Origin of the sequence: Oryzobacter telluris, assembly GCF_043099285.1 — a bacterium.
GTDB lineage: Bacteria > Actinomycetota > Actinomycetes > Actinomycetales > Dermatophilaceae > Oryzobacter > Oryzobacter telluris.
Genome location: NZ_CP170723.1, coordinates 814,620 through 840,602, shown reverse-complemented (window position 1 = coordinate 840,602; position 25,983 = coordinate 814,620). Strand labels below are relative to the sequence as shown.

Genomic DNA, 25,983 nt, shown 5'->3' with positions numbered 1-25,983 from the left:
GCTGGCTGCCTGTGGGTTCTCTCAGGTCACGCCCGGGGCGTCAGGTCGCCTGGACGAAGACGTGCGAGGCGATGTCGCTGGGCAGCGAGACGCCGGTGGACTCCTCGGCGCCGTCGCGGAAGGCGACCACGCGTGTGCCGTCGCGGCGCACGCGGGCCGGCTGGCCGGGCATCAGGCCGGCGGCGGTGAGCAGGCCCAGGGCCTCGCCGTCGACCTGCACCGGCTCGCCGATGCGGCGGACGACGACGGTGGCGAGCTGGTCGGTGGCGACCTCGTCGAGGGTGGTGAGGCCGAGGCGGAAGTCGATGCGCTCGCCGAGGTCGCCCAGCTCCTCGAGCCCGGGGATCGGGTTGCCGTAGGGCGAGAGGGCGTGGTCGGGGAGGATCTCGAGGATCTTGCGCTCGACCCGCTCGGACATCACGTGCTCCCAACGGCAGGCCTCGTCGTGGACGAACTCCCACTCGAGGCCGATGACGTCGACGAGGAGCCGCTCGGCGATGCGGTGCTTGCGCATGACGCGGGTGGCGAGCAGGCGGCCGTGGTCGGTGAGCTCGAGGTGGCGGTCGCCGGCGACGTGCAGCAGACCGTCGCGCTCCATCCGCCCGACGGTCTGGGAGACCGTGGGCCCGGAGTGGCCCAGGCGCTCGGCGATGCGGGCGCGCAGGGGGGTGATGCCCTCCTCCTCGAGCTCGAAGATGGTGCGCAGGTACATCTCCGTGGTGTCGATGAGGTCGGTCACAGCGGTAAGCCTACGGTGGCGCGCCGACGCCGGGCCCCGCTACTCCCCGGCGCCGGTGCCCGGGGGCCCGGCGAGGCGGCGGGGGTCGTGCTCGGGGAGCCACCGCCAGAGCCAGCCACCACCCGCCAGGGCGAGGACGCCGACGACGACGCTCGCCGTGCCGATGGAGGCCACGGCGGCCACCGCCCCGACGACGACCGACGCCCCGTTGTGGCCCACGAGACTGAGCAGCCGCCACACCCCGAGGAAGGGCGCGCGCCCGGCCCGGGGCGCGGCATCGGCGCCGAGGGTCATGACGATGCCCGAGCCCAGCCCGTTGCCCACGCCCATGAGCAGGGTGACCACGGCGACGCCGACGAGGGTCGTGGTGAGCGGCAGGACGACGAGGCCGAGCCCCACCAGCACGGCCACCGGCACCGCGACCCAGACCCGGCCGTGGCGGTCCATGACGGTGCCGGCGGGCCAGAAGAGGACGACCTCGACGAACGCGGCGGCGGCGAAGACCAGGGACGTCTGCGCGGCGGTGAGCCCCACGTGCTCGGCCCACAGAGGCACGACGACGACGCGGGCCGACCTCGCCAGCCCGATCCCGAGGACACCCAGCCCCACCGTGAGCAGGACCCGGCGGTGGCGGCGGACCACCTCCCGCACCGGCACGCGGTCCTGCGCGGTGGTCGGTCCGCTGCCGCGGGGGCCGAGGTCGCTCGACCACGCGGCCAGCGCGGCGGCGAGCAGCCCGGCGACGACGGCGATGGCGAAGGCGCTGCGCGGTCCCCAGTGCGCCACGACCGGCGCGCCGACGAGCGGGCCGAGGAAGAGGCCGATGCGGGTGACGCCGCCGAGGGTCGACATGGCCCTCGCCCGCAGGTGCACCGGGGCCGCGCCGGTGAGGTAGGACTGGCGCGCCAGGAGGAAGACGGCGCCGGAGGGTCCGGTGAGGACGACCGCGAGCCCGAGCACCCAGAGCGAGGGTGCGAGGAGGGCGAGGAGGCAGGCCGCGGCATCGGCGACGCCAGCGAGGACCAGGGCGCGCCGCTCCCCGATCCGCTCGACGACCACGCCGGCCGGGATGGCGGCGGCGAACTCCGACAGGGTGGCCAGGCCGACGAAGAGGGCCGCGAGGCCGACGGGGGCGCCGAGGTCGCGGGCGCTGAGGGCCACCACCGGCAGGACGGCCCCGGCGCCGATCGACCAGATCGCCGACGGCCCGAACGCGGGGACCGCGATCCGCCGCAGGGTGAACTCCTCCGCCACGCGCCCTCCCTCCCGCCCGCCGTCGATATCTTGACGTCAAGATATCGCGTTCCGCCGGTAGGTTGGCCCGATGGAGCTGAGCATCCCCAGCCGCTACTGCGGCCCCCCGGAGTCGGGCAACGGCGGCTGGGTGAGCGGTGCCGTCGCGCGGGCCGTCCCCACCACCCCGGGTCGCCCGGCCGTGTCGGTGCGCCTCTCCTCTCCCCCACCGCTCGAGCGCACCCTCACCCTGACGAGCGAGATCGTCCGCGACCCCGACCACGGCCCGGGCGTCACCGTCCGCCTCCTCGACCGCGAGCACGTCGTCGCCACCGCCACCGCCGCCCCCGACCTCGAGGACGCCGTCCCCGGCACCGTCACGGTCGAGCAGGCCCGGGATGCCGAGGACCGCTACGAGGGGCTGGCCGACCACCCCTTCCCCACCTGCTTCTCCTGCGGCACCGCCCGCCAGCCCGGCGACGGCCTCTGCCTGCGCCCCGGCCCGCTCGCCGACGGCACCGGCCGCTACGCCACCACCTGGACCCCCGACGAGGAGGCCGACGTCCCGCTCGTGTGGGCCGCCCTCGACTGCCCCGGCGGCTGGTCGGCCGGCATCGCGGGGCGTCCCATGGTCCTGGGCACGATGACCGCCCGCCTCCACGCCCTCCCCGAGACGGGCACCCCGCACGTCGTCCTCGCGTGGCAGCGTGGGTCGCAGGGGCGCCGCCACCTCAGCGGCAGCGCCCTGCTGTCGCCCTCCGGCGAGGTCCTCGCCCGGGCCGAGGCGACGTGGGTCGCCGTCGACCCCACCACGATCCGCCCGAGGGAGAGCAGATGACCGACCCCACCACCGAGCCCAGCGACGCCGACACGGCGTTCGGAGGCGTCGACGACCTCACCTCCACGGGGTCGGCCTCCGCCGTCCTCGCCGAGTCGGTCGTCACGCTCGACTCCGTCCCCGACGAGCGCCGCACGGCCGTCGTCACCGGGGCGAGCAGCGGCATCGGGGCGGCCACCGCACGCCTGCTGGCCGACCGCGGCTTCCGAGTCGTGTGCGCCGCCCGCCGGGCCGACCGGGTCGAGGCGCTCGCCGAGGAGATCGGCGGGGTCGCCGTCGCCTGCGACGTCACCTCCGACGCCGACGTCGCCCGCCTCGCCGAGGCGGCCGGCGAGCGGGTCCACGTCCTCGTCAACAACGCCGGAGGCGCCCTCGGCCTCGAGCCGGTCGCGCAGGCCGACGTCGACCTCTGGCAGTCGATGTACGACAGCAACGTCCTGGGCACGCTGCGGGTCACCAAGGCGCTGCTCCCGGCGCTCGTCGCGGCCTTCGGCGAGGGCGTCGTCGTCAACGTCGGTTCCGTCGCCGGCTTCACGGCCTACGAGGGCGGCGGGGGCTACACCGCGGCCAAGCACGGCGTCCACGTGATGACCGAGACGCTGCGCCTCGAGCTGTTCGACCAGCCGGTGCGCATCACCCTCGTCGCCCCCGGGATGGTCCACACCGAGGAGTTCTCCCTCACCCGCTTCGGCGGCGACCAGGAGCGCGCCGACAGCGTCTACGCCGGGGTGCCCGACCCCCTCGTCGCCGACGACGTCGCCGACGCCATCGTCTGGATGGCGACGCGCCCCGCCCACGTCAACATCGACCTCCTCGTCGTCAAGCCGCGGGCCCAGGCCGCGGCGCACAAGGTCCACCGCGTCTGAGGACGCCCTCCCCGGTCGTGGCCGCCTCGTACCCTCCTCGGATGGAGCGGTTCGAGGACGTGCTCGCCGTCGGCGGGAGGACCAACTCCCTCGGCCGCGCGGGCGAGGTCCTCGACCTCCTGCGCGCCGACGGGTCACGGACCGACGAGCTGTTCGCGTGCATCGGCGCCGACGACGCCTGGGTCCGGATGCGAGCGGTCGACACCTTCGAGAAGCTCGTCCGCGAGGACCCCGGGCGAGGCCGGCCCTACGTCGGGCGGGTCCTCGCCGAGCTCACGACCAGCGACCAGCCGTCGGTGCAGTGGCACGTCGCCCAGCTGGTCGGCGAGCTCGGGCTGACCACGGCCCAGCGCGCCACCGCCATCGCCTGGCTGGAGCAGCGGCTCGCGACGACCGACGTCGACTGGATCGTCGCGGCCCGGTCGATGGCGACCCTGGTCGCCTTCGCGCAGGAGGGCCACGTCGCGGCGGCCGAGGTCGAGCCGCTGCTCGAGGTGCAGCAGGACCACCGCTCGGCCTCGGTGCGGCGCAAGGCGACCCGCTTGCGCGACGCTCTCCGCGACCGTCCGTGAACGACCGCCGCCGATCGGTCAGGGCTGGCGGCGCCCGACCTGCCAGGCCGACGGCGTCCCGAGGCCGCCCTCGCCCACCCGCGTGAAGACGAGCCGGTCGTGCAGCCGGTTGCGCCTCCCGGCCCAGAACTCCACCTCGTCGGGCACGACGAGGTAGCCGCCCCAGAAGTCCGGTACGGGGACGTCGTCCTCCGACCCGGTGTCGGGCCACCGCTCCGCCAGGCGCACGTACGCGTCCTCGAGATCGGCCCGCGAGCCCACCGGCTCGGACTGCCGCGAGGTCCACGCCGAGATCCGCGACCCCCACGGCCGCGACCGGAAGTAGGCCCCGACCTCCTCGCGCCCCAGCTCCTCCACCCGCCCGCGGAACCGGACCGCGCGGAACATCGAGGGCCAGGTGAGCGACACCGCGGCGACGGGGTGCACCCCGAGCTCGTGCCCCTTGGCCGACGTCCGTCCCGTGTAGAACCCGACGCCCCGCTCGTCGAGGACCCGCAGGAGGACGGTGCGCACGTTGGGCAGCCCGTCGCCGTCGACCGTGGCCACAGACACCGCGCTCGGCTCCGGCACGTCGCCGGCCTCCGCGGCCCGCGCCACCGCGGCGTCGAACCACACCCGCGCCTGCGCCAGGGGGCTCTCGAGGAGCTGGTCCTCGGACAGGCCCTCACCGTCGTAGTCGACCCGTACCTCGCTCATGGCCCGATCGTAGGCAACGCCCCCACCCCGCCGAACGTGTGTGAACTCGCCGGGCATCCGCGGCGAGTCCACACACCTTCGCCCGACGGCGCGGGTCAGGGGGTCGGGTGGCGCGCGTCGTACCGGATGAAGCCGGGCTGGCGCACCGCCAGCAGCACGACCGCGACGACGCAGGCGATGCCGCCCCACACCGCCATCCACCCCTCGCCGATCCGCTCGGCCACCGCCCCGCCGACGAGCTCACCGACCCGCGGGCCCCCGGCGACGACGACGATGAAGACGCCCTGGAGCCGCCCGCGCATCCGGTCGGGCGCCGCGGTCTGGAGGATCGTCGTGCGGAACACGGCGCTCACCGCGTCGGACCCGCCCGCGAACGCCATCGCCACCAAGGCACCCACGAGCGCCTGGTCGCGCGTCAGCCAGTCGTTCGCCCCGAGCAGCGCCACGCCGAGGCCGGCGATGCCGACGCCCCACCCGACGATGCTCACGAGGATGGCGACGCCCTGCCGCCGCACCGAGCCCAGCCGTCCGGACAGCAGGGTCGCGAGCACGGCCCCCACGGCCGCGGCGGCGTAGAGCAGGCCCACGGTGCTGGCGCCACCGCCGAGGATGACGGTCCCGGCCGCGGGGAAGATGACGCGCGGCTGGGCGAGGAGCATGGCCGCGATGTCGGCGACGAACGTCATCCGCACGTTGGGGGCGGTGCCGAGGAAGCGGAAGCCGTCGACCACCGACCCGAAGCCGGCCCGGGTGCTCTCGCCCTCCTCGTGCTCCCCGGGCGGGAGCGGGCGCAGCCGCCACAGCCCCCACAGGGCGGCCAGGGTCACGAGGGCGTCGACCGTGTAGGCCGCGCGGAAGCCGCCCCAGTCGACGAGCACGCCGGCGAGGAGGGGGCCGGCCATCATCGCCACCGACATCGCGAGGACGCCGAGCGCGTTGGCCGCGGGCAGCTGCTCGCGCGGGAGGATCCGCGGGTAGATGCTCGTGCGGGCCGGCGAGCTCACCCCGAAGGCCCCGCTCCACACGGCGACGAGGACGTAGAGCAGGAGCACGCTGGTGTTGCCCTGCCAGGCCTGCAGGGCGCAGGCGATCGAGGTCGCCCAGGCGACGAGGTTGGCCCCGAGGGCGACGCGGCGGCGGTCGTGGTGGTCGGACAGCGAGCCGCCGTACAGCCCCATGACGACGAGCGGCACGAGCGCGAACAGGCCGACGAGCCCGACGGCGGCGGTGGACCGGGTGAGGTCGTACACCTGCAGCCCGATGGCGACCACCGCCATCTGCGACCCGACGTTCGAGAGCGTGAACCCGGTCCACAGCCGCCGGTACTCCGGGTTCTCCCGCAGCGGCGTGAGGTCCGGGAGGTGGGAGCGCAGCACCCGGTGATCATGCCGGACCCGACCGACCATCCCTCGCCCCGGTGCCCGCGCCCCCGCCCGGCCCGCCGCGAGGCGTGACGCGTCCTATCGCCCGGTACATGGGGTGGTGTGGCGCGCCCTACCGCCTGGTACGCGGGGTGATCGCCCCACCTACTAGGCGGTAGGACGCGGTGGAGGGCGGCGCCTGAGGGAGGGGTGCCCGGCGTAGGGTCCGGGGCATGGACTCCCCTGCGCGCATCGCGCTCCTCATCGACGCCGACAACGCCCGTGCGGCGCGCATCGACGTCATCCTCTCCGAGCTGTCGGCCTTCGGGGAGACGAGCATCCGTCGCGCGTACGGGAACTGGACGAAGTCGGGCCTGAAGTCCTGGACCGCCGTCCTGCACGACCACGGCATCCGGCCGGTGCAGCAGTTCGACCCGAGCAAGGGCAAGAACGCCAGCGACATCGCCCTCGCGGTCGACGCCGTGGAGATCCTGCACACCCAGCGCCCCGACGCCTTCGCCCTCGTCAGCTCCGACGCCGACTTCACCCCGCTCGTCATGCACCTGCGCGAGCACGGCGTCGCGGTCTACGGCTTCGGCGACGCCAAGACGCCGGCGCCGTTCCAGAGCGCGTGCTCGCGCTTCCTCGTCCTCGACCGCCTCGCCGAGCGCACCAGCGACCCTCGCGACGAGGACGCGGCGGATGACGACACGGGCACCCGCGAGGAGTCCGACAGCGCCCCGCTGCGCGTGCCGCCGGAGCAGCTGCGGGCCGACCAGAAGCTCGTCTCGCTCCTGCGCCGTGCGGTCGAGAGCGCGGCCGACGAGTCCGGATGGGCGCGGGTCGGCACCGTGGGCAACCACATCTCCAACCAGAGCTCGTTCGACCCCCGCAACTACGGCTACGCCAAGCTGAGCCGCCTCCTCGAGGCCAGCGGCCTGTTCGACGTCCGCGACGAGGGCCTCACCACCGTCGCCGTGCGTGACCGCAAGGTCCCCGGGCAGCGCTCGAGCGGCCGCCGGGCCAGCCGGGCGGCCGGTGCCGCGGGCGGCGGGGACGCCGCGCAGGGAACCGGCGGCACCGCCGCGGCGACCAAGGACATCGGCGCGAGCGCCCCCACCGCGACGACCGCCACGAAGGCCCCGGCGAAGACCGCGGCCACGAAGAGGACGAGCCGTGGGGGACGCGCTCGATGACGTGCACAATGAACGCGCCCGCCACAGGCGCCGAGCGACGATCGGAGTCCGCATGAGCACCACCGCAGCAATGACCGCCACCCCCGCGCACGACCCCGACTTCCGGCCCGGGCTCGAGGGCGTCGTGGCCTTCGAGTCCGAGATCGCCGAGCCGGACAAGGAGGGTGGCGCGCTCCGGTACCGGGGCGTCGACATCAACGACCTCGTCGGCCGCGTCTCCTTCGGCCAGGTGTGGGGCCTCCTCGTCGACGACGAGCTCGACCCCGGCCTCCCGCCCGCAGAGCCCTTCCCGCTGCCGGTGCACACCGGCGACATCCGGGTCGACGTGCAGTCGGCGCTCGCGCAGCTCGCCCCGGTCTGGGGCTTCAAGCCGCTCCTCGACATCGACGACGCCACCGCCCGCGAGCAGCTCGCCCGCGCCTCGGTCATGGCCATCTCGTTCATCGGCCAGTCGGCGCACGGCCAGGCCACGCCGATGGTGCCGCAGAGCGAGGTCGACAAGGGCCGCACCATCGCCGAGCGGTTCATGATCCGCTGGCGGGGCGACCCCGACCCCAAGCACGTCGATGCCATCGACTCGTACTTCATCTCCGCCGCCGAGCACGGCATGAACGCCTCGACGTTCACCGCCCGCGTCATCGCCTCCACCGGCGCGGACGTCGCGGCCTGCCTGTCGGGGGCCATCGGCGCCCTGTCGGGACCGCTGCACGGCGGCGCCCCCAGCCGGGCGCAGCACATGATCGAGGGCGTGGAGAAGATGGGCGACGCGCGCCGGTACGTGCGCGAGGCACTCGACCGCAAGGAGCGCCTCATGGGCTTCGGGCACCGGGTCTACCGGGCCTACGACCCCCGCGCCGCGGTGCTGCGCGACACCTGCAAGCGCCTCGGCGCCCCGCGCTACGAGGTGGCCCTCGACCTCGAGAAGGCGGCCATCGCCGAGCTCGCCGAGCGCCACCCCGAGCGCCGGATGGAGACCAACGTCGACTACTGGGCGGCGGTCCTGCTCGACTTCGCCGACGTCCCCGGCGACATGATGACGCCGCTGTTCGCCTGCGCGCGCACGGCCGGCTGGTCGGCCCACGTCCTGGAGCAGAAGCGCACCGGGCGGCTCATCCGGCCCAGTGCCCGCTACGTCGGCCACGGCCCGCGCCCCATCGAGGACGTCGCCGGGTTCGACCCCACCCGCTGACCCCGCCCCCTACGGAACCCCCTGAGGCACCCGCTCCGGAACGGGCCTCAGGACCCCGCTCACGCGCTCGCTACGGGGCAGTACGTGTCGTGATCACGACACCTCCTGCCCCGTCGCACGCACCGGAGGCAGCGCGGCGTGCGCTCGCGGTCCGGTCGCCGAGCGGGACGACCCGACATAGGCTCGCCGCCACAGCCGGCCCACCGCCGGATGCCGTCCGGCCCGGAGGTGCCCGTGTCGCGCTCCCGCTTCGTCAGCCTCGCGACCGTGGTCGCCACCGCCCTGGCGCTCGCCGCCGGCGCCGGCCCCGCCCCGCGGGCGCAGGCCACGCCGAACCTGCGCATCAGCACCGTGGTGAGCGGGCTCACCGTGCCGTGGGACCTCACCTGGGTCGGCGACCTGCTCCTCTACGACCTGCGGGCCGGGCAGGTGTGGAGCAAGCGCGGCGCCGCCGCACCCAGGCAGGTCGCCATCTCCGGCTTCCCCTCGATCTTCGCGGTCGGCGAGGGCGGCCTGCTCGGCATGGTGGCCGACCCGGCAGCCACCTCGAACAAGCGGTTCTACACGTGCCAGGCCGTGCGCAGCTCCTCCGGCGGCGCCCTCGACGTGCGGGTGCTGCGGTGGCGGCTGACGAGCGACACGACGGCGGTCTCCGATGGCGCCCCCGTCGTCACGGGCATCCCCCTCAGTTCGGGCCGGCACTCGGGCTGCCGGCTGCGGTTCGGTACCGACGGCCTGCTCTACGTCGGCACCGGCGACGCCGCTGTCGGCACCCACCCGCAGAACAAGGCCTCGCTCGGCGGGAAGATCCTGCGGGTGCGCTGGGACGGGGGCATCCCGGCCGACAACCCGTTCGTCGGTCTCGGCGGCAACGCCCGCTACGTCTGGAACTACGGGCACCGCAACATCCAGGGCCTGGCGCAGCGGCCCGGCACCGACGAGCTGTGGTCGGTCGAGCACGGCAGCGACCGCGACGACGAGGTCAACCTCGTCGTCAAGGGCGCCAACTACGGCTGGGACCCCGTGCCCGGCTACAACGAGACCCGGCCGATGACCGACCTCGGCAAGTTCCCCACCGCCACCAGCGCGATGTGGAGCTCCGGCCTTCCCACCGTCGCCACGAGCGGGGCGGCCTTCCTCACCGACCGGCGCTGGGGCGCGTGGCGCGGGTCGCTGGCCGTCGCGCTGCTCAAGGACCAGGGCATCTCGCTGATGCGGATGGACCCCACGCCGGGCCCGACCCGCGTCGTGGCGACCACCCGACTGCCCCAGGCCGAGGGGCTGGGCAGGATCCGCGCCCTGATGCAGGGGCCCGACGGCGCGCTCTGGCTCACGACGTCCAACGGTGGCGGCAACGACCGCATCGTGCGGATCAGCCCGGCCACGAACACCCCGGCGCTCGTGGGCGGCAGGCTCGTCCAGGAGTCGGGGGTCGCCCTCGCGCGCACCGGCACCGAGGTCAGCGCGTTCGTCCGAAGCACCGGCGACCAGGTCGTCCTCCGCCGCAGCACGAACGACGGCGCCTCGTGGTCGGGGGCGCTGGCGACCGGGGTCACCACGACGAACGCCCCCTCGGCGGCGTCCTCCGCATCGGGCCGGGTCGACCTCGTCACCCGCACCGGCTCGGGCTCCGTGCTGCACTCGTGGTTCCAGGCCGGGACGAGGCTCGGGTCCACGGACCTCGGCGGCAGCGTCGTCGCGCAGCACGTCGCCTCGCTCGGCGACGGCACCCTCGACGTCTTCGCCGTGACCCCGGCGGGCGGGGCGGTCCGGCGGCACTTCGACGGCTCCTCGTGGGGTGCGTGGGTGGCCGTGGGAGGGACCTTCACCTCGGGCCTGTCGGCGTCGGCCGACCCGGCGCGCCACATCATCACCGTGAGCGGGCGCGGCACCGACGGAGGCACCTTCGAGCGCGAGTTCACCCCGACCGCGGCGCTCGGCGGCTGGGCCGCCCGCACCGACGGCCTGTCGACCTGGTCCGGCCGTGCCCTCGGCGACACCTGGCCGGGCGTCGCGCGCCTGGCCGTCGGCACGGGAGCCGACGCTGCGGTCGTCGTGCAGCGGGGGTCGACCGCCATCGCCACGACGATGCGGTGGACCTCGGCCGGCGACATCGTCACGCGGGCCGACGGCAGCTACCTGCTCGCCGGCCGCGGCACCGACGGTGCCCTCTGGGTCACCGACGGCGGGCCGGGCGGGTACGGCAACCGGTCGCTCGGCGGCGTCGTCCGCTGAACCTGCGCGAGTTCCACGTGGTGGACCCGCCGTCCGGCATGCGGTCAGGGTGGGTGAGGATGGATCCCGGTCACGGGCCCGCCGACGACGCCGGTCCCGCGACCACCGGGAGCGACTCCCGCCGCCACCACGACATCCCACCGACTCCGGAGACCCCTCGTGAGCGACGCCCAGATCACCATCCCCGCCGACCTGCTGCCCGCCGACGGGCGCTTCGGGTCCGGCCCGAGCAAGGTCCGTCCCGAGCAGGTCGAGGCACTGTCCGCCATCGGCCGCACCGTCCTCGGGACGTCCCACCGCCAGGCGCCGGTGAAGAACCTCGTCAAGGAGGTCCGCGAGGGCCTGGCCGAGTTCTTCTCCCTCCCCGAGGGCTACGAGGTCGTCCTCGGAAACGGCGGCGCCACGGCGTTCTGGGACGTCGCGGCCTTCGGCCTGGTGCGCGACCGCGCCCAGCACCTCACCTTCGGCGAGTTCTCCAGCAAGTTCGCCTCGGTGACGAAGAAGGCCCCGTTCCTCGGCGAGCCCACCGTCATCAGCAGCGACCCCGGCAGCCTGCCCACGGCGACGGCCGAGGCCGGCGTCGACGTCTACGCCTGGGCGCACAACGAGACGAGCACCGGCGTCATGGCCCCCGTCCAGCGCGTGGCCGGCGCCGACGACGACGCGCTCGTCCTCGTCGACGCCACCTCGGGCGCCGGCGGCCTGCCGGTCGACGTGTCGCAGGCCGACGTCTACTACTTCGCCCCGCAGAAGTCGTTCGCCTCGGACGGCGGCCTGTGGCTGGCGCTGTTCTCCCCCGCGGCGATCGCCCGGGTCGAGGAGATCACCGCCTCCGGCCGCTGGGTGCCCGACTTCTTCAGCCTCCCCACCGCCATCGACAACTCGCGGCTGAACCAGACGTACAACACCCCCGCGGTGGCGACCCTGGCGATGCTCGCCAACCAGGTGCAGTGGCTCAACGGCCAGGGCGGCCTCGACTGGGCCACCGCGCGCACCGCCGACTCCTCGGGACGCCTGTACTCGTGGGCCGAGGACAGCGACTACGCCACCCCCTACGTCACCGACCCGGCGCACCGCTCGCAGGTCGTCGCGACGATCGACTTCGACGACGCCATCGACGCCTCCGCCATCGCGAAGACGTTGCGCGCCAACGGGATCGTGGATGTCGAGCCCTACCGCAAGCTCGGCCGCAACCAGCTGCGAGTGGCCTGCTTCCCCGCCGTCGAGCCCGATGACGTGAGCCGCCTCATCAGCTCGGTGGAGTACGTCGTCGAGCAGCTCGGCTGACGCGAGCACGCCCCACCGAACGCACGACGGAGGGCGGTCACCCGAGCCGGGTGGCCGCCCTCCGTCGTGCGTGTCGCGGTGTGGCGTCGGGAACCGTCAGCGGGTGAGGGCGTAGACGATCGCGACGCCGACGAGCACCCCGAGGACGCCGAGCGTCATCCGGCGCCGGAAGAGCGGCGTCATCGGGCCGGCTCCGGGACGGGGTGCGTGGCGCGCTCGAGGAGCGGCCCGGCATCGACCCGGACGCGGGGGCGGCGCTGCGACTCGTAGCTCACCCGCACATTCTGCGACCGCGCCAGCCAGATGGACACCCCGACCAGGGTGAGGCCCATCGCGACGGCGCCGATGCCGATGGTCCAGCGCGGGCCGAAGGTCTCGGAGATCCACCCGATGAGCGGGGCACCGGCGGGCGTGCCGCCCATGAAGATCGCCATGTAGAGGGCCATGACCCGGCCGCGCATCTCGGGGGCGACGCGGGTCTGCACCATCGCGTTGGCCGTGGTCAGCGCGGTGAGGGCGGTGAGCCCCACCGGGACCAGGGCCAGGGCGAACAGCCAGTACGAGGGCGCGGCGGCGGCCAGGCCGGCGGCCACCGTGAAGCCGACGAGCGCCACGAGGAGGACGCGCAGCCGCGGCCGCTGGCGCCGCGCGCTGAGCAGGGCTGCCGTCAGCGACCCGACCGCCATGATCGAGCCGAGCAGGCCGAACTCGCTGGCGCCCTTGTCGAAGACCTTGGTCGCCATGAGCGCCATCGTGATCTGGAAGTTCATCCCGAACGTGCCGAGCACGAAGACCAGGAGCATGACGAGCTGGATGTCGCCGCGCCGCCGCACGTACCGGAAGCCGTCGCGGATGCCGCCGCGGCCGCGGGCCAGCGGGGCGGGCCGGAGCTCGGAGGTCTTGAGCATGAGGATCGCGGCGAGGACGAAGACGAACGTCACGGTGTTGAGCAGCAGCGCCTCCCCGGTGCCCCACGCGGCGATGACGAGGCCGGCCGCGCCCGGGCCGATGAGCCGGCCGAGGTTGAACGAGGCCGAGTTCAGCGACACCGCGTTGGCCAGCTTGTCGGCCGGGACCATCTCGGAGACGAACGCCTGGCGGGCGGGGTTGTCGATCGCGGTGGTGATGCCCTGGAGCAGCGCGATGACGTAGACGTGCCACAGCTGCGCGACCCCGGTGACGGCGAGGACGCCGAGGAGGAGGCTCGAGACGGCGAGCATCGTCTGGGTGAGCAGCAGGGTGCGCCGCTTGGGGAAGCGGTCGGCGATGAGCCCCGCCCACGGCGCGAGCAGCAGGAACGGGAGGAACTGCAGGCCGGTGACCACGCCGAGCGCGGTCGCGGACCCGGCGGTCAGCACGGTGAGGACGAGCCAGTCCTGGCCCACGCGACCCATCCACGTGCCGATGTTCGACACCAGTGCCCCGGCGAACCAGAGGCGGTAGTTGCGGACCTCGAGCGAGGTGAAGGTGGGGCTCACTCGGCGGCCACCCGTTCGAGCAGGGCGGTGGCCTCGACCAGCAGCGCGCGCTCGTCGTCGGTGAGGGTCTCGAGCCGGGCGGCGAACCACTGGTCGCGGCGCCGACGGCTGTCCTTGATGGTCGCGCGACCCGCGGCGGTCAGCGACAGGATGACCTGCCGGCCGTCGGTGGGGTCGTCGGCGCGGGAGACGAGGTCCAGCTCGACGAGGCCGTTGACGGTGCGGGACATGCTGGGGGCGCTGACCTTCTCGATGGCCGCGAGCTCCTTGGGTGTGCGCGGGCCGTCCTCGAGCCGGATGAGGACCGAGAACTGGTGAGGCGCGACGGACGACGGGCTCTCGAAGCGCACCCGGCGCGAGATGCGCATGCAGGCCGTGCGCAGGTCGCTCGTGAGGCGGTCCTTCTGGCTGCGCGTCATCGAGGGACGGGGCGTCGTGGTCGTCTCGGCCATGGCGGGCCTCCTCGGTGGTCGTGGCTCTGGCGGGTGGGTCGGCGCGATGATTAGCACAACTCATTACCTCGGCTAAGTATTCCACATTGGCGGCCCCGAGCGGGAACGCCGAAGCCGCGCCCTCCCGGTCGGGAGGGCGCGGCATCACGAGGCGGAACAGCGGCGGCGCGGAACCGCCTGCGGCTCAGCGCGACACGAGGTCGGTGAGCGGTGCGATGAAGAAGTACACGACGAAGAGCCCGGCGACGACCCACATCATCGGGTGCACGTCCTTCGCCTTGCCCTTGACGAGCTTGATCGCGACGAAGGCGATGAAGCCAGCGCCGATGCCGACCGAGATCGAGTACGTGAACGGCATGAGGATGATCGTGAGGAAGGCCGGGATGGCGATCTCCAGGTCGTCCCACTCGATCGACTTCACCTGCTGCATCATGAGGAAGCCGACGAGCACGAGCGCCGGCACCGCGGCCTCGTTGGGGATGACGTGCACGAGCGGCGTCACGGCGATCGACACGAGGAACAGCAGCCCGGTCACGACCGAGGCGAGCCCCGTCCGGGCCCCCTCACCGACACCGGACGCCGACTCGATGTACGACGTGTTCGACGAGACGCCGGCCGCACCACCCGCGGCGGCGGCGAGGGAGTCGACGACGAGGATGCGGCGGGTGTGGGGCGGGTTGCCCTCCTCGTCGAGGAGGTCGGCCTCGGCCCCGATGGCCGTCATCGTGCCCATGGTGTCGAAGAAGTCGGCGAGCAGGAGCGTGAAGACGAGCAGGACCGCCGCGACCGCGCCGACCCGCGAGAACGACCCGAGGAGGTTGAACTCCCCCAGCGTCCCGAAGCTGATCGGGTCGAGCTGCGAGGGCCACTCGGGCACCGACAGGTTCCAGCCCTTGGGGTTGACGATGTTGTTGCCGTCGGCGTCGACCCCGGTCACGGTCGGACCGACCTTGGCCACGGCCTCCACGACGAACGCGACGACCGTCATCGTGATGATCGAGATGATGATGGCGCCCTTCACCTTGCGCACCCACAGCGCGATGATGAGGACGAGCCCGAGCGCGAACACCAGGGTGGGCCAGCCGGTGAGCTGGCCACCGATCCCCAGCTCGACGGGCACCGGACCCACGCCCGTGCGTCGCACGAACCCGGCGTCGACGAGCCCGATGAGCGCGATGAACAGGCCGATGCCCACCGAGATCGCCGTCTTCAGCGGCGCCGGCACGGCGTGGAAGACCGCCTCCCGGAACCCCGTGAGCACGAGGACGAGGATGATGACGCCCTCGAGGACGACGAGCCCCATCGCGTCGGCCCACGTCATCTTGCTCGCGATGGCGAAGGCGACGAAGGCGTTGAGCCCCAGGCCTGTCGCCAGCGCCAGGGGGTAGTTGGCGTACAGCCCCATGAGGATGGTGAGGACGCCCGCGACGAGCGCGGTGCCCGCCGCGATGGCCGCGAGGTTGGGGGCGGCACCGCCGCCGAGGTAGTTGCCGTCGGCGTCCTTGACGAAGCCGAGGATCAGCGGGTTGAGGACGACGATGTAGGCCATCGTGAAGAAGGTGGCGAAGCCACCGCGGACCTCGCGGCCGACGGTGGACCCGCGGCGGGAGATGTGGAAGAGGCGCTCGAGGAGGCCCTCGTCGGTGCGCTGGTCAGGGGGGCTCTGGGTGGCCGTGGCATCGGGCATGGCGGCGACCCTAGTGGGGTCGTGTTACCGGCGCATGACGGGGACCCCGGGCCGGACGACGCCGGTCGTTACGCTGGCCCCGTGACCACCGACGAGCCCCGCCCCACGGGCCCCACCGGCCCCGCGACGCCCGCCGTCGGCCCCGGCACCCCGGCCGCCGACCGCATCGGCCGCACCATCGGTGAGGCCGCGCCGACCACGGCCGTCGACGTCCCCGTCCGTGGCCTCGTCGCCGTGGGCACGGGGATCTGGGCGCTCGCGCTCGTCCTCACCCTCGTCGTCCCGGCGCTGCACGAGGGCGACCGGTCGTGGTGGCCGTGGTCGTGCGTCACCGGCATCGCCCTGGGTGGCTTCGCCTGGTGGTACGTCGGCCGCGGACGCGGCAGCGCCGCCGACGCCTGACGCCAGAGGCGTCCGACGTCGACGGCGCGTGAGCCGACCGCTGGACCCTCAGACGGGGTCGAGCTCGAAGTCGTCGAGGAGGGTGGGGGCGACCCTCTCCGGGTCGGGGCCCTCCATGTCGACCTCCGAGTGCGCGCCGCAACCGTGGTCGAGGCTGACGACCCGGCCGTCGGAGGGCGACCACTCGTTGGCGCACACCCCGAAGACCGAGCGCAGCGCGCCCGCCATCGGGAGGAAGAAGCCACACGTGGTGCAGGCGGCCGGCGCCTTGAGGGCGACGGTGGCCGACGGTCCGGCCTCGCCGTCGTACCAGCGCTGCGCGGCGGCCTCGCGGCCCTCGGCCGACAGGACGCGGGGGCGGCCCAGTCCGAGCTCCCAGAACGCGACGGTGTCGACGTCCTCCTCGCCGGTGGCCTCGAACCCGGCGACCAGCATGGGGTCGTCGGCGACGAACGGCGTGATGTCGCCGGGCCCGACGTCACCGGGCGCGAGGCGCTCGGCGTAGGGGACCCACTCGGCCGACAGCATCGAGCCCTCACCGGGCACGAGGTTGGTCTCGCACACGGTCACGGTCTTGGACCGGGGCACGCGGGCCACGGAGACGGCCCAGCGCCAGCCGCGGTAGGCCAGCGCCGTGCAGGAGAAGTAGTGGGTGGCGAGGCGCTCCTCGACCATCTCCATCCCCATGTGGTCGCCGACGGTGCCGGCCTCCGCGATGGAGACGGCGGCCTCGCGCGCGAGGTCGGTGGCCGCCCGCAGGGTCGGGTCGGTCTTGACGGCGGTCTTCGTGGCGACGGTCATGCCTCCAGGTCACCCGCCACGGCGCGCAGGACCTGCGCGACCTTGGCCCCGTGACCCTTGTCGGGGTAGTGACCCCGACGCAGCGACTCGGACACCGAGTCGAGGAGCTTGATGACGTCCTCGACGATGACGACCATCTCGTCGGCCGGCTTGCGGTCGCGTACGCGACGGCCCTCGGTGACGGAGGGGGCGGGGTCGAGGACGCGCACCGACAGCGCCTGGGCGCCGCGGCGGCCCTCGGCGATGCTGAACTCGATCCGCTGGCCACCCTTGAGCGAGGGGACACCCTCCGGCAGCGCGCTCGCGGGTACGAAGACGTCACCCTCGCCGGCGTCGCCGGACACGAAACCGAAGCCCTTCTCCGCATCGAAGAACTTCACCTTGCCAGTCGGCACGGTCCACCTCTTGTCACTCGTTCAGGGGTCGCACGCCCGGACGGGCACACCCACCAAGGCTAACGGCTGCGAGGGCCCGCCCGCTCCCGGGTTCCGGTGCCCACTCCCCGGTCGGTCCCACGAGAGGTCCGGAGAAACCCGTCGTGCCCTGTCGGTGCGCCGTGGCACGGTGGGGAGCGTGCCCGAGACGACCGAGAACGGCCCCGTCACCGAGGTGGCCGGCGGCCCCGCGGAGCACCGGCTGACCCTGCGTGGCTTCTGGTCCGCCCTGCCCACCCCCGGGCGGTGGCTGCTGTCCACCACGGCCATCTCCACCCTCGGGCGCGGCATGACGCTGCCCTTCACGATCATCTACGTCCACGAGGTCCGCGGCATCCCCCTCGACGTCGCGGGGCTGCTCATGGGCCTGATGGCGGTGGTCGCCCTGCTCGTCACGGCCCCGGTGGGCATCCTCACCGACCTCATCGGCGCGCGGCTCGTCGTCATCGCCGGCAACGTCGCCCAGGTCCTGGGGGCCGTGGTGCTGGCGTTCGCCACCACGGTCCCGGCGTTCGTCCTCGGGTTCGTCCTGCTCGGCATCAGCTTCGGGATCGGCTGGCCGGCGTTCAACGCGATGATCGCGAGCATCGTCGACGGCCGGCTGCGCACGCAGTACTTCGGCATCAGCTTCGCGCTGGTCAACCTCGGTATCGGGATCGGCGGGGTGGTCAGCGGCTTCCTCACCGACGTCTCACGCCCGGCCACCTTCACGGCGATCTTCCTCGCCGACGCCGCGTGCGTCCTTGTCCCCATCGGGCTGCTCCTCGGCCCGCTGCGGCACGTGGCCGGCCGCCCCGAGGCGTCCTTCGAGGGCCAGGGCGGCGGCACCGGCTACCTCGCGATCCTGCGGAACCCCGCGGTCCTGTGGATCACGCTGCTGACGTTCCTGTCGAGCTTCGTCGGCTACGGCCAGATGGAGGCCGGCTTCCCCGCGTTCGCACGCGAGGTCAGCATGGTCTCCACGCGCACCATCGGGGTGGCGTTCGCGGCCAACACGGCGGTCATCGTCGGGCTGCAGTTCTTCGTGCTCCGGCGCATCGACGGCAGGCGCCGCACGCGGGTCTTCCTCGGCCTGGTCGCGATGTGGGCCGCCGCCTGGCTGCTGCTCGGCGCCACCGGGCTCGTCGCGGGCACCCTCGTCGCGGCGGTCGGGGTCGTCGTCTTCCACGTGCTCTTCGGCCTGGGCGAGACCATGCTCCAGCCCACCGTGCCGGCCATCGTCAACGACCTCGCCAGCGACCGCGACCGCGGGCGCTTCAACGCGGTGTCGGCGGGGGCCTTCCAGCTCGGCGCCGTCACGGCCCCGGTGGTCGCGGGGTGGATGCTCGACCGCCGCTTCGGCTCGGCCTTCATCGGGCTGCTGCTCGGCTGCCTCGTGGTCGTCGCCGTCCTGGCGCTCGCGCTCGAGCGACGGATCAGCCCGCAGGTCAACGGGGTCGGCGCCGACCGCTGACGGTCTCGCTCGGGTCCCGGCGAGGTGTCGAGAGGGCGGTGGGGTCCTGGGCCCTGATTTCCCGGACCCCACCACCGGCAGCGGATGCGGTGGCGGCATCCGTGCCGGGCTAGCCGATGACGACGAGTCGCGTCACCTTCATGCCCTCCTTGGTCGCGAGCACGCGCACCTGGGCGCCTGTCGCGAGCCGTGTCGCCGCCGTTGCCGGGGCGATCGAACTGTCGAGAGCGTAGGTGGCCTCGAAGCCGTCGGAGGATCGAACGACCAAGGATCGGCCGGACGTATAGGTCGTGACCTCACCCGTTTGGACGACCATCACGGTCGGCGTCCCGCTCGCGGAGGTCGTGAACTCGCCGTGCAGGACACCCGCGCCCATGGCGCCGAGACCCTGGCCGGGCCCCCCGCGCAGGCCCGGGCCCATGCCGTTGCCCATCCCGTTGCCGTTGCCGTTGCCGTTGCCCTTGCCGTTCCCGTTGCCCTTCCCCATGCCGTTGCCCCGCTGTTGGTCGCCCTGGCGGTCCTCGCCCTGGCCGTCCTTCTGCTTGTCCTTCTGGCGACCCGGCGCGTCCTCGCTGCGGCCCGGGCCGTCGGAGAAGCGCTGGTCGGCGAAGCCCATCCGGTCATGGTGGCCCCAGCCCGCACGACCGATGGCCCCACCGAGCAGGGCCACCCCCGCGAGCAGCACGACGGTCCCGAGCACGGCCGCCGCGGTGAGGGCCGCACGGCCTCCACCGGTCGACGTGGCCTCGCCCCACCACCGGCGGGCTCCCGCGGTGCGCGCCGGCGTCGCGGCGGACCACGCGGGAACGGGCGCCCCGGGGGCAGAGGCCCCCGGGGCGGGGTGCCCGGCCGGCTCGCTGGGGACGGGGCCGGGGGCACCCTCCGCCGTCGGCGACACGTCGGGGCCGGCTACCCCCTGCGGCAGCACGGCGGTGTCGTCGGCGGCGGCCGGCGTGGTCTGGTCGGGGCGCTCCGGCTCGGAGTCCGGCGGGGTCGGGCGGTCGCTCATGGTGCCCATGATCCGCCCGATGACCTGCGGAGTCACCCCCCTGGGCCGGACTCACACCCAACTCCCATCCGGCTGTCAGGCAGGTGGGCCTCGTGGGGTTCCTGCGTCAGCCGCCGGTGAGCGCCCGCACGACGTTCGAGGGCGAGGGCCGGCCCAGCTGCTGCGCCATCCACGCGCTCGTCGCGACGAGGGCGTCGAGGTCGACACCGGTCTCGACACCGGCCCCGTCGAGGGCCCAGACGAGGTCCTCGGTCGCGAGGTTGCCGGTCGCGCTCTTGGCGTACGGGCAGCCACCGAGGCCGCCGGTCGACGCGTCGACCACGGTCACGCCGTCGCGCAGCGCGGCCATCGTGTTGGCGAGCGCCTGGCCGTAGGTGTCGTGGAAGTGCACGCCGACGCGGTCCGGGCCGATGCCCGCGCCGTCGAGGGCGGCGAGGAGACGGTGGACGTGGCCGGTGGTCCCGACCCCGATGGTGTCGCCGAGCGAGAGCTGGTCGCAGCCGAGGTCCATGAGCCGTCGGCACACGTCGACCACCTGGCTGACCGGCACCGGGCCCTCCCACGGGTCGCCGAAGCACATCGACACGTAGGCGCGCACCCACAGCCCCGCGGAGCGCGAGCGGTCGACGACCGCGCGAAACATCGCCACGGACTCCTCGACCGTGCGGTTGAGGTTGCGCTGCGCGAAGGTCTCCGTGGCGCTGCCGAAGATCGCCACGGCACCCACCCCCGCCTCGAGGGCGCGGTCGAGGCCGCGCTCGTTGGGCACGAGGACGGGGCGGCGCGGCCCGAGCCCGTCGTCACCGAGCAGCGCGAGGACCTCGGCGGCGTCCGCGAGCTGCGGCACCCAGCGGGGGTCGACGAACGACGTCGTCTCCACCGTGGAGAGCCCGGCCGCCGCGAGGCGCCGCACGAACTCGGCCTTGACCTCGGCCGGCACGACCGTGGACTCGTTCTGGAGGCCGTCGCGCGGACCCACCTCGTAGATCGTCACGGAGGACGGGAGGCCGGCGTCGGGCTCGACCTGCGGCAGCGGAAGTCTCACCCGTCGATCCTGACACGCCACGCGGGGACGGTCATCCGCGGACCGGCGCGGCTCCCTCGCGGACCTCGGTATCGTCGGCATCCGCCCCGCGGGCGCCGACCGCGCGGATGAGCGGGGTTGCTGAGGTTGGTGACGTAGCTCCAGGGTCGACGAGCGAGGAGCCCGTGCGCACGGCGATGACGAGCTGCGTGACGATCCCCGCGAGGCAGGCGACGGCGACGAGGGTGCGGGCCACCGCACGCAGGACCGGGATGCTCACGGAACCACCCTGGGGGCGTGCGGACCGATTCCTCGATGGTGCGGGCAGGCCCGCGCGCCAGCCGTTACCCTCGTCGCGGCGGGCCGACCGGGCCGTCGGGGGCGGCACCACACGACGGGACGAGCGCGGATGAGCGACACCAACGACCAGCAGGGCGAGGGCCAGGTCGACCCCACCGCGGCCCCGGACCCGCTCCCCGCACCGCCGAGCCCGTACGCCCCGACCGAGCCGATCCCCCAGTCGCCGACGTACGACCAGCCGACCTACGGGCAGCCGTCGTACGACCAGCCCACCTACCACCAGCCCAGCTACGGGCAGCCCTCCTACGGGCAGCCGGTGGCCGAGCAGCCGACCTCCGGCCAGCCGGCCCCGGGCCAGCCGGCCCCGGGCCAGCCGGCCCCGGGCCAGCCGGCCGGGCAGCCCCCGGTCCCGCCGCCGCCCGCCGCCCCGTCCCCGTACGGACAGGCCCCGTACGGACAGGATCCCTACGGGCAGGCCACCTACGGGCAGACGCCGGCCTACCCGCCGCCGGCGACGTCGCCCTACGGGCAGCCCACGGGCTACGGCCAGCCCTCCCCGTACGCGCAGCCCTACCCCGGCACCTACGTGCAGCCCGCGAACAACGGCAGCGCCCTGGCCCTGACCATCGTCTCCGGGGTGTCGGTCTTCTTCTGCGGCGGCCTCTTCGTCGTCCCGGCGCTCATCATGGGCATCATCGCCCTGACCAAGCAGACCTCCGACCCGCGGGGGTCGCGGGCGATGAGCCGCAAGGGCTGGTGGGCCTACGGCATCGGGATCGCCGTCACGATCGTCGTGCTCATCATCTTCTTCGCCGTGATCATGTCGGCCGACACCTCCGGCTCGATCTCCTACGACGGCTACTGAGCCGTCACCCCTCTCCCCCCTTCCCCAGCCGGCGTCCAGCGAACTCACAGGAACCGCGCCGAGACTGAGCGGGTGAACACCCCGTCGACCCCCGAGGCGAAGCTGCTCGTCGTCGAGGACGAGCCCAACATCCGTGAGCTCCTCGCGACCTCCCTGCGCTACGCGGGCTTCGACGTCGCCACCGCCGCGAACGGCGCCGAGGCCCTGCGGGTGGCCGGCGACCACGAGCCCGACCTCTGCGTCCTCGACGTCATGCTCCCCGACATGGACGGCTTCACCGTCACGCGCAAGCTGCGCGAGCAGGGCCGCCAGCTGCCCATCGTCTTCGTCACGGCCCGCGACTCGGTCGACGACAAGATCAAGGGCCTGACCGTCGGCGGCGACGACTACGTCACCAAGCCGTTCAGCCTCGAGGAGGTCGTGGCCCGCATCCGCGCGGTCCTGCGGCGCACCCGGGGTGAGCACGACGACGACCGACCGGTCCTGGCGTTCGAGGACCTCGAGCTCGACGAGGACTCGCACGAGGTCCGCCGCGCCGGCCGCGTCATCGAGACCAGCCCCACCGAGTTCAAGCTGCTGCGCTACCTCATGCTCAACCCGAACCGGGTGCTGTCGAAGGCGCAGATCCTCGACCACGTGTGGGACTACGACTTCCGCGGGGAGTCCGGCATCGTCGAGTCCTACATCTCCTATCTGCGGCGCAAGATCGACACCGAGGGCCTGCCCGCCCTCATCCACACCAAGCGCGGCGTCGGCTATGTGCTGCGCCTGCCCCCTCAGGGCTGATGGCGCAGGCTCCCGCCGCGGCCCCGGAGCAGCGGTCGACGACGTCGTCGACGGTCCCCGCAGCGACCGCGCGCGTGCCCGACGGCATCATCCGACGCCTCGAGGCCGTGCCGCTGCGGCGGCGCCTCGTCGCCATCGTCGCCTCGCTCGTCGGGGCGGCCCTCGTCCTCACCAGCCTGGCCACGGCGTACCTCATGCGCTCGGACCTCATGGACCGCGTGGATGCCGAGCTGGCGTCGGTCGCGCGCCCGGTGGCGAGCCAGGCCTTCGACGACCTGCGCAACCGGGGGAACTCGCTCCCCTCCAGCTACGCCTTCCAGCTGCAGTCCCCGGCGGGCTCGGTCTACCGCCCCCCGTCCGGCGTCTCCGTCGAGCCCGATCTGCCCACCCTCTCCGTCGACGACCCCCGGGTGCGCAGCAGCGAGCCGTTCACCGTGGGCTCGGAGAAGGGCGGGCAGAAGTGGCGCTTCGTCGCCGGCCGGGTCCTCGGCCAGGACGCGACCTTCGCCGTGGGCGTCCCGCTGGAGACGGTGAACCACACCGTCACCCGGCTCCTCGTCCTCACCGCCCTCATCGGCACGGCGGTCCTCGCCCTGTCGGTGGTGCTCGCCCGCTTCGCCGTCCGCCGCGCCTTCCGTCCCCTCACGCGCATCGAGGACACGGCCGCGGCCATCGCCGGCGGCGACCTCACCCAGCGCGTGCCCGAGCGGCGGGCCGACGACGAGGTCACCTCCCTGACTCGCAGCCTCAACACGATGCTCGCGCGGATCGAGTCCTCCTTCGCGGTGCGCGAGGCCAGCGAGGAGCGGATGCGCCAGTTCGTCGCCGACGCCTCGCACGAGCTGCGCACCCCCCTCGCCACCGTCCGCGGCTATGCCGAGCTCTACCGCCAGGGCGCGGTGCGCGAGCCCGACGCCGTCGCCGGGGCGATGGAGCGCATCGAGGCCGAGTCGGGCCGGATGAGCGGCCTCGTCGAGGACCTGCTGACCCTCGCCCGCATCGACGACGCCCCAGAGGTCGCCTTCGGCGACGTCGACCTCACCGTCCTCGTGGCGGATGCCGTGGCCGACGCCCGCGTGCGGGCCCCGGAGCGGCGCATCCAGCTGCTCGGGCTGCACGGCCCCGTCGGGCCGACCGTGGTGCACGGGTCCGAGTCGCGGCTGCGCCAGGTGGTGACCAACCTCGTGGCGAACGCGTTGCGGCACACCCCTCCCGGGAGCCCGGTCGAGGTCGCCGTGGGCGGCGGGGACGGCGAGGTCGCCATCGAGGTGCGCGACCACGGACCCGGCGTCCCGTCGGACGTGGCGACGAAGGTGTTCGAGCGGTTCTACCGCGCCGACCCGTCGCGGGGCCGGACCCAGGGCGGAGGGAGCGGGCTCGGGCTCGCGATCGTCGCCGCCATCGTCGCCCAGCACCACGGCCGGGTGGGCGTGGCCCCGACCGCCGGTGGCGGCGCCACGTTCGTGGTGCGACTTCCACAGCAGGCTCCCAGCCACTGATCAGAGCACGCTCACCTCGGCGGACTTGACTGGCGCTCAGCCAGATTCCCACCGAAGGAGTGTCACCATGAGCGACTCGAACACCACCCCGCAGTGGTACTCCCCGCGCGGCGGAACCGCGACGGAGCCCGCACCCGCCGCACCGCCGGCACCCGGCACCTCGGCGATGCCCGCCCCCGGCCAGCCCGCCGGAGGCGCCCCGACGGCGCCGATCCCCCAGCCCCCGTACGGCGCCCAGCCCCCCTACTCCCCGACCGGACACGTGCCGGCCCCGCCACAGGGCCCGTTCGGACCGTCGGGGCCGACCGGTCCGCAGGGTTCCCCCTCCCCGCGCTCCGGTCGACGCCGCACGGCCGAGCTCACGGCCGTCGCGGTGCTCGCCGCCCTGCTGTCATCGGGCGGCACCGTCGCCGCGGTCCGGCTGTTCCCCGAGACGACGTCGACCCCCTCCACGACGTCGTCCTCGACCCCGCTGGGCCGCGGCACGGACACCGCACCCGTCGTCCAGGCCGATGCCTCCGCACCGAACTGGACCGCCACCGCCGCGGCCGTCACGCCGAGCGTCGTCAGCATCACCGCCACGAGCCAGCAGGGCGGCGCCCAGGGGTCCGGCGTCATCATCGACGCCAAGGGCCACGTGCTGACCAACAACCACGTCGTCAGCGGCGCCCAGAAGCTCACCGTCACGCTCTCCGACGGACGCACCTTCGACGCCGAGGTGCGCGGCACCGACCCGTCGACCGACCTCGCGGTCATCACCATTAGCGGCGCCCCGAGCGACCTCGAGCCCGTCGCCATCGGCGACAGCGACGCCCTCAAGGTGGGCGACCCCGTCATGGCCGTCGGCAACCCGCTCGGGCTGTCGGGCACCGTGACGACCGGCATCGTCAGCGCGCTGAACCGCCCGGTGCGCACCGAGGGCGAGAGCAGCTCGCAGGACCCGTTCCAGCAGAGCCAGACCGAGCCCGTGGTGACCAACGCGATCCAGACCTCGGCCGCCATCAACCCGGGCAACAGCGGCGGCGCCCTCGTCAACGCCGCCGGCCAGCTCGTCGGCATCAACTCCTCGATCGCGTCGCTCGGGTCCTCGTCCTCGGGCCAGTCGGGCAACATCGGCATCGGCTTCGCCATCCCGGTCAGCGAGGCGACGACAATCGCCCGCCAGCTCATCGACTCGGGCACCGCGACGCACGCCTACCTCGGGGTCACGCCCAAGGACGGCTCGGCCAGCGACGGGTCCGGCTCGATGGCCGGCGCCGAGGTCACCTCGGTCGGCGACGGCACCCCCGCGGCGCAGGCGGGCCTGAAGGTCGGCGACGTCATCACCGCCGTCGACGGCGAGCGGGTGGAGTCGGCCGACTCCCTCGTCGGGCACATCCGCGAGCGCAGCGCCGGCGCCCAGGTGAAGCTCACCGTCCTGCGCGACGGGAAGAGCACGCAGGTCACGGCGACCCTCGTCGCCAAGCCCAGCACCGACACCAGCGGCAACGGGAACGGGAACGGGAGCGGCAACGGCGGCTGAGGCCCGCACCGCACCACCCACCGGAGGCGCCCGGGCCCGCACGTTGAGTGCGCGTGCTC

At 73.8% G+C, this 25,983-nt stretch carries 25 protein-coding genes; 13 read left to right on the top strand and 12 right to left on the bottom strand.

The window, feature by feature from the left end:
• Positions 1-40 precede the first annotated feature (40 nt).
• Together ACFLFB_RS03790 and ACFLFB_RS03785 are read right to left on the bottom strand one after the other, a co-directional pair.
• The gene (locus ACFLFB_RS03790; protein ID WP_392544375.1) at positions 41-739 is read right to left on the bottom strand and encodes a metal-dependent transcriptional regulator; all 699 of its coding nucleotides are present in this window, start codon (positions 737-739) and stop codon (positions 41-43) included.
• 39 nt (positions 740-778) lie between these two features.
• Positions 779-1,993, bottom strand: a complete 1,215-nt coding sequence (locus tag ACFLFB_RS03785) for an MFS transporter (RefSeq protein ID WP_392544374.1) — start codon at positions 1,991-1,993, stop codon at positions 779-781.
• Positions 1,994-2,063: 70 nt separating this feature from the next.
• Between ACFLFB_RS03785 and ACFLFB_RS03780 the strand changes: the two genes are divergently transcribed.
• From ACFLFB_RS03780 to ACFLFB_RS03770, 3 genes are read left to right on the top strand one after another with little or no spacing between them, the layout of a single operon-like run.
• Entirely contained in the window at positions 2,064-2,810 is a 747-nt protein-coding gene (locus ACFLFB_RS03780) for a hypothetical protein (RefSeq protein WP_392544373.1), read from the top strand.
• Complete coding sequence (locus ACFLFB_RS03775; protein ID WP_392544372.1) at positions 2,807-3,676, top strand: SDR family NAD(P)-dependent oxidoreductase; 870 nt, start codon at positions 2,807-2,809, stop codon at positions 3,674-3,676. Before ACFLFB_RS03780 ends, ACFLFB_RS03775 begins: the two co-directional genes overlap by 4 nt.
• Positions 3,677-3,717: 41 nt before the next feature.
• Positions 3,718-4,248: a hypothetical protein gene (locus ACFLFB_RS03770; RefSeq protein ID WP_392544371.1), complete on the top strand. Its 531-nt coding sequence runs from the start codon at positions 3,718-3,720 to the stop codon at positions 4,246-4,248.
• A gap of 18 nt (positions 4,249-4,266) precedes the next feature.
• Here ACFLFB_RS03770 and pdxH read toward each other — a convergent pair whose 3' ends face one another.
• Together pdxH and ACFLFB_RS03760 are read right to left on the bottom strand one after the other, a co-directional pair.
• The gene (pdxH, locus tag ACFLFB_RS03765) at positions 4,267-4,944 is read right to left on the bottom strand and encodes a pyridoxamine 5'-phosphate oxidase (protein ID WP_392544370.1); all 678 of its coding nucleotides are present in this window, start codon (positions 4,942-4,944) and stop codon (positions 4,267-4,269) included.
• Between the two features lie 95 nt (positions 4,945-5,039).
• Complete coding sequence (locus ACFLFB_RS03760) at positions 5,040-6,317, bottom strand: MFS transporter (protein ID WP_392545466.1); 1,278 nt, start codon at positions 6,315-6,317, stop codon at positions 5,040-5,042.
• A gap of 221 nt (positions 6,318-6,538) precedes the next feature.
• On the opposite strand from ACFLFB_RS03760, the gene ACFLFB_RS03755 reads away from it, so the two are divergent.
• From ACFLFB_RS03755 to serC, 4 genes are all read left to right on the top strand, one after another.
• Complete coding sequence (locus ACFLFB_RS03755; RefSeq protein WP_392544369.1) at positions 6,539-7,501, top strand: NYN domain-containing protein; 963 nt, start codon at positions 6,539-6,541, stop codon at positions 7,499-7,501.
• A 52-nt stretch (positions 7,502-7,553) separates the two neighbouring features.
• Positions 7,554-8,690 carry a citrate synthase 2 gene (locus ACFLFB_RS03750; RefSeq protein ID WP_392544368.1) on the top strand — a complete coding sequence of 379 codons (1,137 nt, stop codon included), beginning with the start codon at positions 7,554-7,556 and terminating at the stop codon, positions 8,688-8,690.
• 234 nt (positions 8,691-8,924) lie between these two features.
• Positions 8,925-10,925 (top strand): PQQ-dependent sugar dehydrogenase, encoded by a 2,001-nt coding sequence (locus tag ACFLFB_RS03745; protein ID WP_392544367.1) that lies wholly within the window; start codon positions 8,925-8,927, stop codon positions 10,923-10,925.
• Between the two features lie 159 nt (positions 10,926-11,084).
• Complete coding sequence (gene serC / locus ACFLFB_RS03740) at positions 11,085-12,212, top strand: phosphoserine transaminase (protein WP_392544366.1); 1,128 nt, start codon at positions 11,085-11,087, stop codon at positions 12,210-12,212.
• Between the two features lie 179 nt (positions 12,213-12,391).
• Here serC and ACFLFB_RS03735 read toward each other — a convergent pair whose 3' ends face one another.
• The 3 genes from ACFLFB_RS03735 to ACFLFB_RS03725 all read right to left on the bottom strand — a co-directional run bounded on the left by ACFLFB_RS03735 (position 12,392) and on the right by ACFLFB_RS03725 (position 15,829).
• A complete protein-coding gene (locus ACFLFB_RS03735) occupies positions 12,392-13,690 on the bottom strand; it encodes an MFS transporter (RefSeq protein WP_392544365.1) in 1,299 nt (432 codons plus the stop codon).
• Positions 13,687-14,142: a MarR family winged helix-turn-helix transcriptional regulator gene (locus ACFLFB_RS03730; protein ID WP_392544364.1), complete on the bottom strand. Its 456-nt coding sequence runs from the start codon at positions 14,140-14,142 to the stop codon at positions 13,687-13,689. The genes ACFLFB_RS03735 and ACFLFB_RS03730 overlap by 4 nt, the downstream gene beginning before the upstream one ends.
• A gap of 184 nt (positions 14,143-14,326) precedes the next feature.
• On the bottom strand, positions 14,327-15,829 hold the full coding sequence (locus tag ACFLFB_RS03725) for an NCS2 family permease (protein WP_392544363.1): 1,503 nt from the start codon (positions 15,827-15,829) through the stop codon (positions 14,327-14,329).
• An 81-nt stretch (positions 15,830-15,910) separates the two neighbouring features.
• Here ACFLFB_RS03725 and ACFLFB_RS03720 point away from each other — a divergent pair, with 81 nt between their 5' ends.
• Positions 15,911-16,231, top strand: a complete 321-nt coding sequence (locus ACFLFB_RS03720) for a DUF2530 domain-containing protein (RefSeq protein WP_392544362.1) — start codon at positions 15,911-15,913, stop codon at positions 16,229-16,231.
• 48 nt (positions 16,232-16,279) lie between these two features.
• Here ACFLFB_RS03720 and ACFLFB_RS03715 read toward each other — a convergent pair whose 3' ends face one another.
• The gene (locus ACFLFB_RS03715; RefSeq protein ID WP_392544361.1) at positions 16,280-17,032 is read right to left on the bottom strand and encodes a DUF3027 domain-containing protein; all 753 of its coding nucleotides are present in this window, start codon (positions 17,030-17,032) and stop codon (positions 16,280-16,282) included.
• Positions 17,029-17,427, bottom strand: a complete 399-nt coding sequence (locus ACFLFB_RS03710; RefSeq protein WP_392544360.1) for a cold-shock protein — start codon at positions 17,425-17,427, stop codon at positions 17,029-17,031. The genes ACFLFB_RS03715 and ACFLFB_RS03710 overlap by 4 nt, the downstream gene beginning before the upstream one ends.
• A 178-nt stretch (positions 17,428-17,605) precedes the next feature.
• On the opposite strand from ACFLFB_RS03710, the gene ACFLFB_RS03705 reads away from it, so the two are divergent.
• Positions 17,606-18,919 (top strand): MFS transporter, encoded by a 1,314-nt coding sequence (locus tag ACFLFB_RS03705; protein WP_392544359.1) that lies wholly within the window; start codon positions 17,606-17,608, stop codon positions 18,917-18,919.
• Positions 18,920-19,028: 109 nt separating this feature from the next.
• On the opposite strand, the gene ACFLFB_RS03700 is transcribed toward ACFLFB_RS03705, so the two are convergent.
• The 3 genes from ACFLFB_RS03700 to ACFLFB_RS03690 form a co-directional block, all read right to left on the bottom strand.
• Positions 19,029-19,928 (bottom strand): hypothetical protein, encoded by a 900-nt coding sequence (locus ACFLFB_RS03700; RefSeq protein ID WP_392544358.1) that lies wholly within the window; start codon positions 19,926-19,928, stop codon positions 19,029-19,031.
• Between the two features lie 106 nt (positions 19,929-20,034).
• Positions 20,035-20,973, bottom strand: a complete 939-nt coding sequence (locus tag ACFLFB_RS03695; RefSeq protein WP_392544357.1) for a hydroxymethylglutaryl-CoA lyase — start codon at positions 20,971-20,973, stop codon at positions 20,035-20,037.
• Between the two features lie 31 nt (positions 20,974-21,004).
• The gene (locus tag ACFLFB_RS03690; protein ID WP_392544356.1) at positions 21,005-21,232 is read right to left on the bottom strand and encodes a hypothetical protein; all 228 of its coding nucleotides are present in this window, start codon (positions 21,230-21,232) and stop codon (positions 21,005-21,007) included.
• A gap of 129 nt (positions 21,233-21,361) precedes the next feature.
• Between ACFLFB_RS03690 and ACFLFB_RS03685 the strand changes: the two genes are divergently transcribed.
• The 4 genes from ACFLFB_RS03685 to ACFLFB_RS03670 all read left to right on the top strand — a co-directional run bounded on the left by ACFLFB_RS03685 (position 21,362) and on the right by ACFLFB_RS03670 (position 25,924).
• Positions 21,362-22,117 carry a hypothetical protein gene (locus tag ACFLFB_RS03685; RefSeq protein WP_392544355.1) on the top strand — a complete coding sequence of 252 codons (756 nt, stop codon included), beginning with the start codon at positions 21,362-21,364 and terminating at the stop codon, positions 22,115-22,117.
• Between the two features lie 72 nt (positions 22,118-22,189).
• Positions 22,190-22,903, top strand: coding sequence for a response regulator transcription factor (locus ACFLFB_RS03680; RefSeq protein WP_392544354.1), 714 nt, complete (start codon positions 22,190-22,192; stop codon positions 22,901-22,903).
• Positions 22,903-24,402 (top strand): sensor histidine kinase, encoded by a 1,500-nt coding sequence (locus ACFLFB_RS03675; protein WP_392544353.1) that lies wholly within the window; start codon positions 22,903-22,905, stop codon positions 24,400-24,402. Before ACFLFB_RS03680 ends, ACFLFB_RS03675 begins: the two co-directional genes overlap by 1 nt.
• 67 nt (positions 24,403-24,469) lie before the next feature.
• Positions 24,470-25,924, top strand: coding sequence for a trypsin-like peptidase domain-containing protein (locus ACFLFB_RS03670; RefSeq protein WP_392544352.1), 1,455 nt, complete (start codon positions 24,470-24,472; stop codon positions 25,922-25,924).
• Positions 25,925-25,983: the final 59 nt, after the last annotated feature.

What these genes read in the sequence shown, in the direction of transcription:
- ACFLFB_RS03780 (WP_392544373.1), top strand. Translation starts at nt 2,064, where the DNA reads ATGGAGCTGAGCATCCCCAGCCGCTACTGCGGCCCCCCGGAGTCGGGC.
- ACFLFB_RS03775 (WP_392544372.1), top strand. Translation starts at nt 2,807, where the DNA reads ATGACCGACCCCACCACCGAGCCCAGCGACGCCGACACGGCGTTCGGA.
- ACFLFB_RS03770 (WP_392544371.1), top strand. Translation starts at nt 3,718, where the DNA reads ATGGAGCGGTTCGAGGACGTGCTCGCCGTCGGCGGGAGGACCAACTCC.
- pdxH (WP_392544370.1), bottom strand. Translation starts at nt 4,944, where the DNA reads ATGAGCGAGGTACGGGTCGACTACGACGGTGAGGGCCTGTCCGAGGAC.
- ACFLFB_RS03755 (WP_392544369.1), top strand. Translation starts at nt 6,539, where the DNA reads ATGGACTCCCCTGCGCGCATCGCGCTCCTCATCGACGCCGACAACGCC.
- ACFLFB_RS03750 (WP_392544368.1), top strand. Translation starts at nt 7,554, where the DNA reads ATGAGCACCACCGCAGCAATGACCGCCACCCCCGCGCACGACCCCGAC.
- ACFLFB_RS03730 (WP_392544364.1), bottom strand. Translation starts at nt 14,142, where the DNA reads ATGGCCGAGACGACCACGACGCCCCGTCCCTCGATGACGCGCAGCCAG.
- ACFLFB_RS03725 (WP_392544363.1), bottom strand. Translation starts at nt 15,829, where the DNA reads ATGCCCGATGCCACGGCCACCCAGAGCCCCCCTGACCAGCGCACCGAC.
- ACFLFB_RS03715 (WP_392544361.1), bottom strand. Translation starts at nt 17,032, where the DNA reads ATGACCGTCGCCACGAAGACCGCCGTCAAGACCGACCCGACCCTGCGG.
- ACFLFB_RS03700 (WP_392544358.1), bottom strand. Translation starts at nt 19,928, where the DNA reads ATGAGCGACCGCCCGACCCCGCCGGACTCCGAGCCGGAGCGCCCCGAC.
- ACFLFB_RS03685 (WP_392544355.1), top strand. Translation starts at nt 21,362, where the DNA reads ATGAGCGACACCAACGACCAGCAGGGCGAGGGCCAGGTCGACCCCACC.
- ACFLFB_RS03675 (WP_392544353.1), top strand. Translation starts at nt 22,903, where the DNA reads ATGGCGCAGGCTCCCGCCGCGGCCCCGGAGCAGCGGTCGACGACGTCG.
- ACFLFB_RS03670 (WP_392544352.1), top strand. Translation starts at nt 24,470, where the DNA reads ATGAGCGACTCGAACACCACCCCGCAGTGGTACTCCCCGCGCGGCGGA.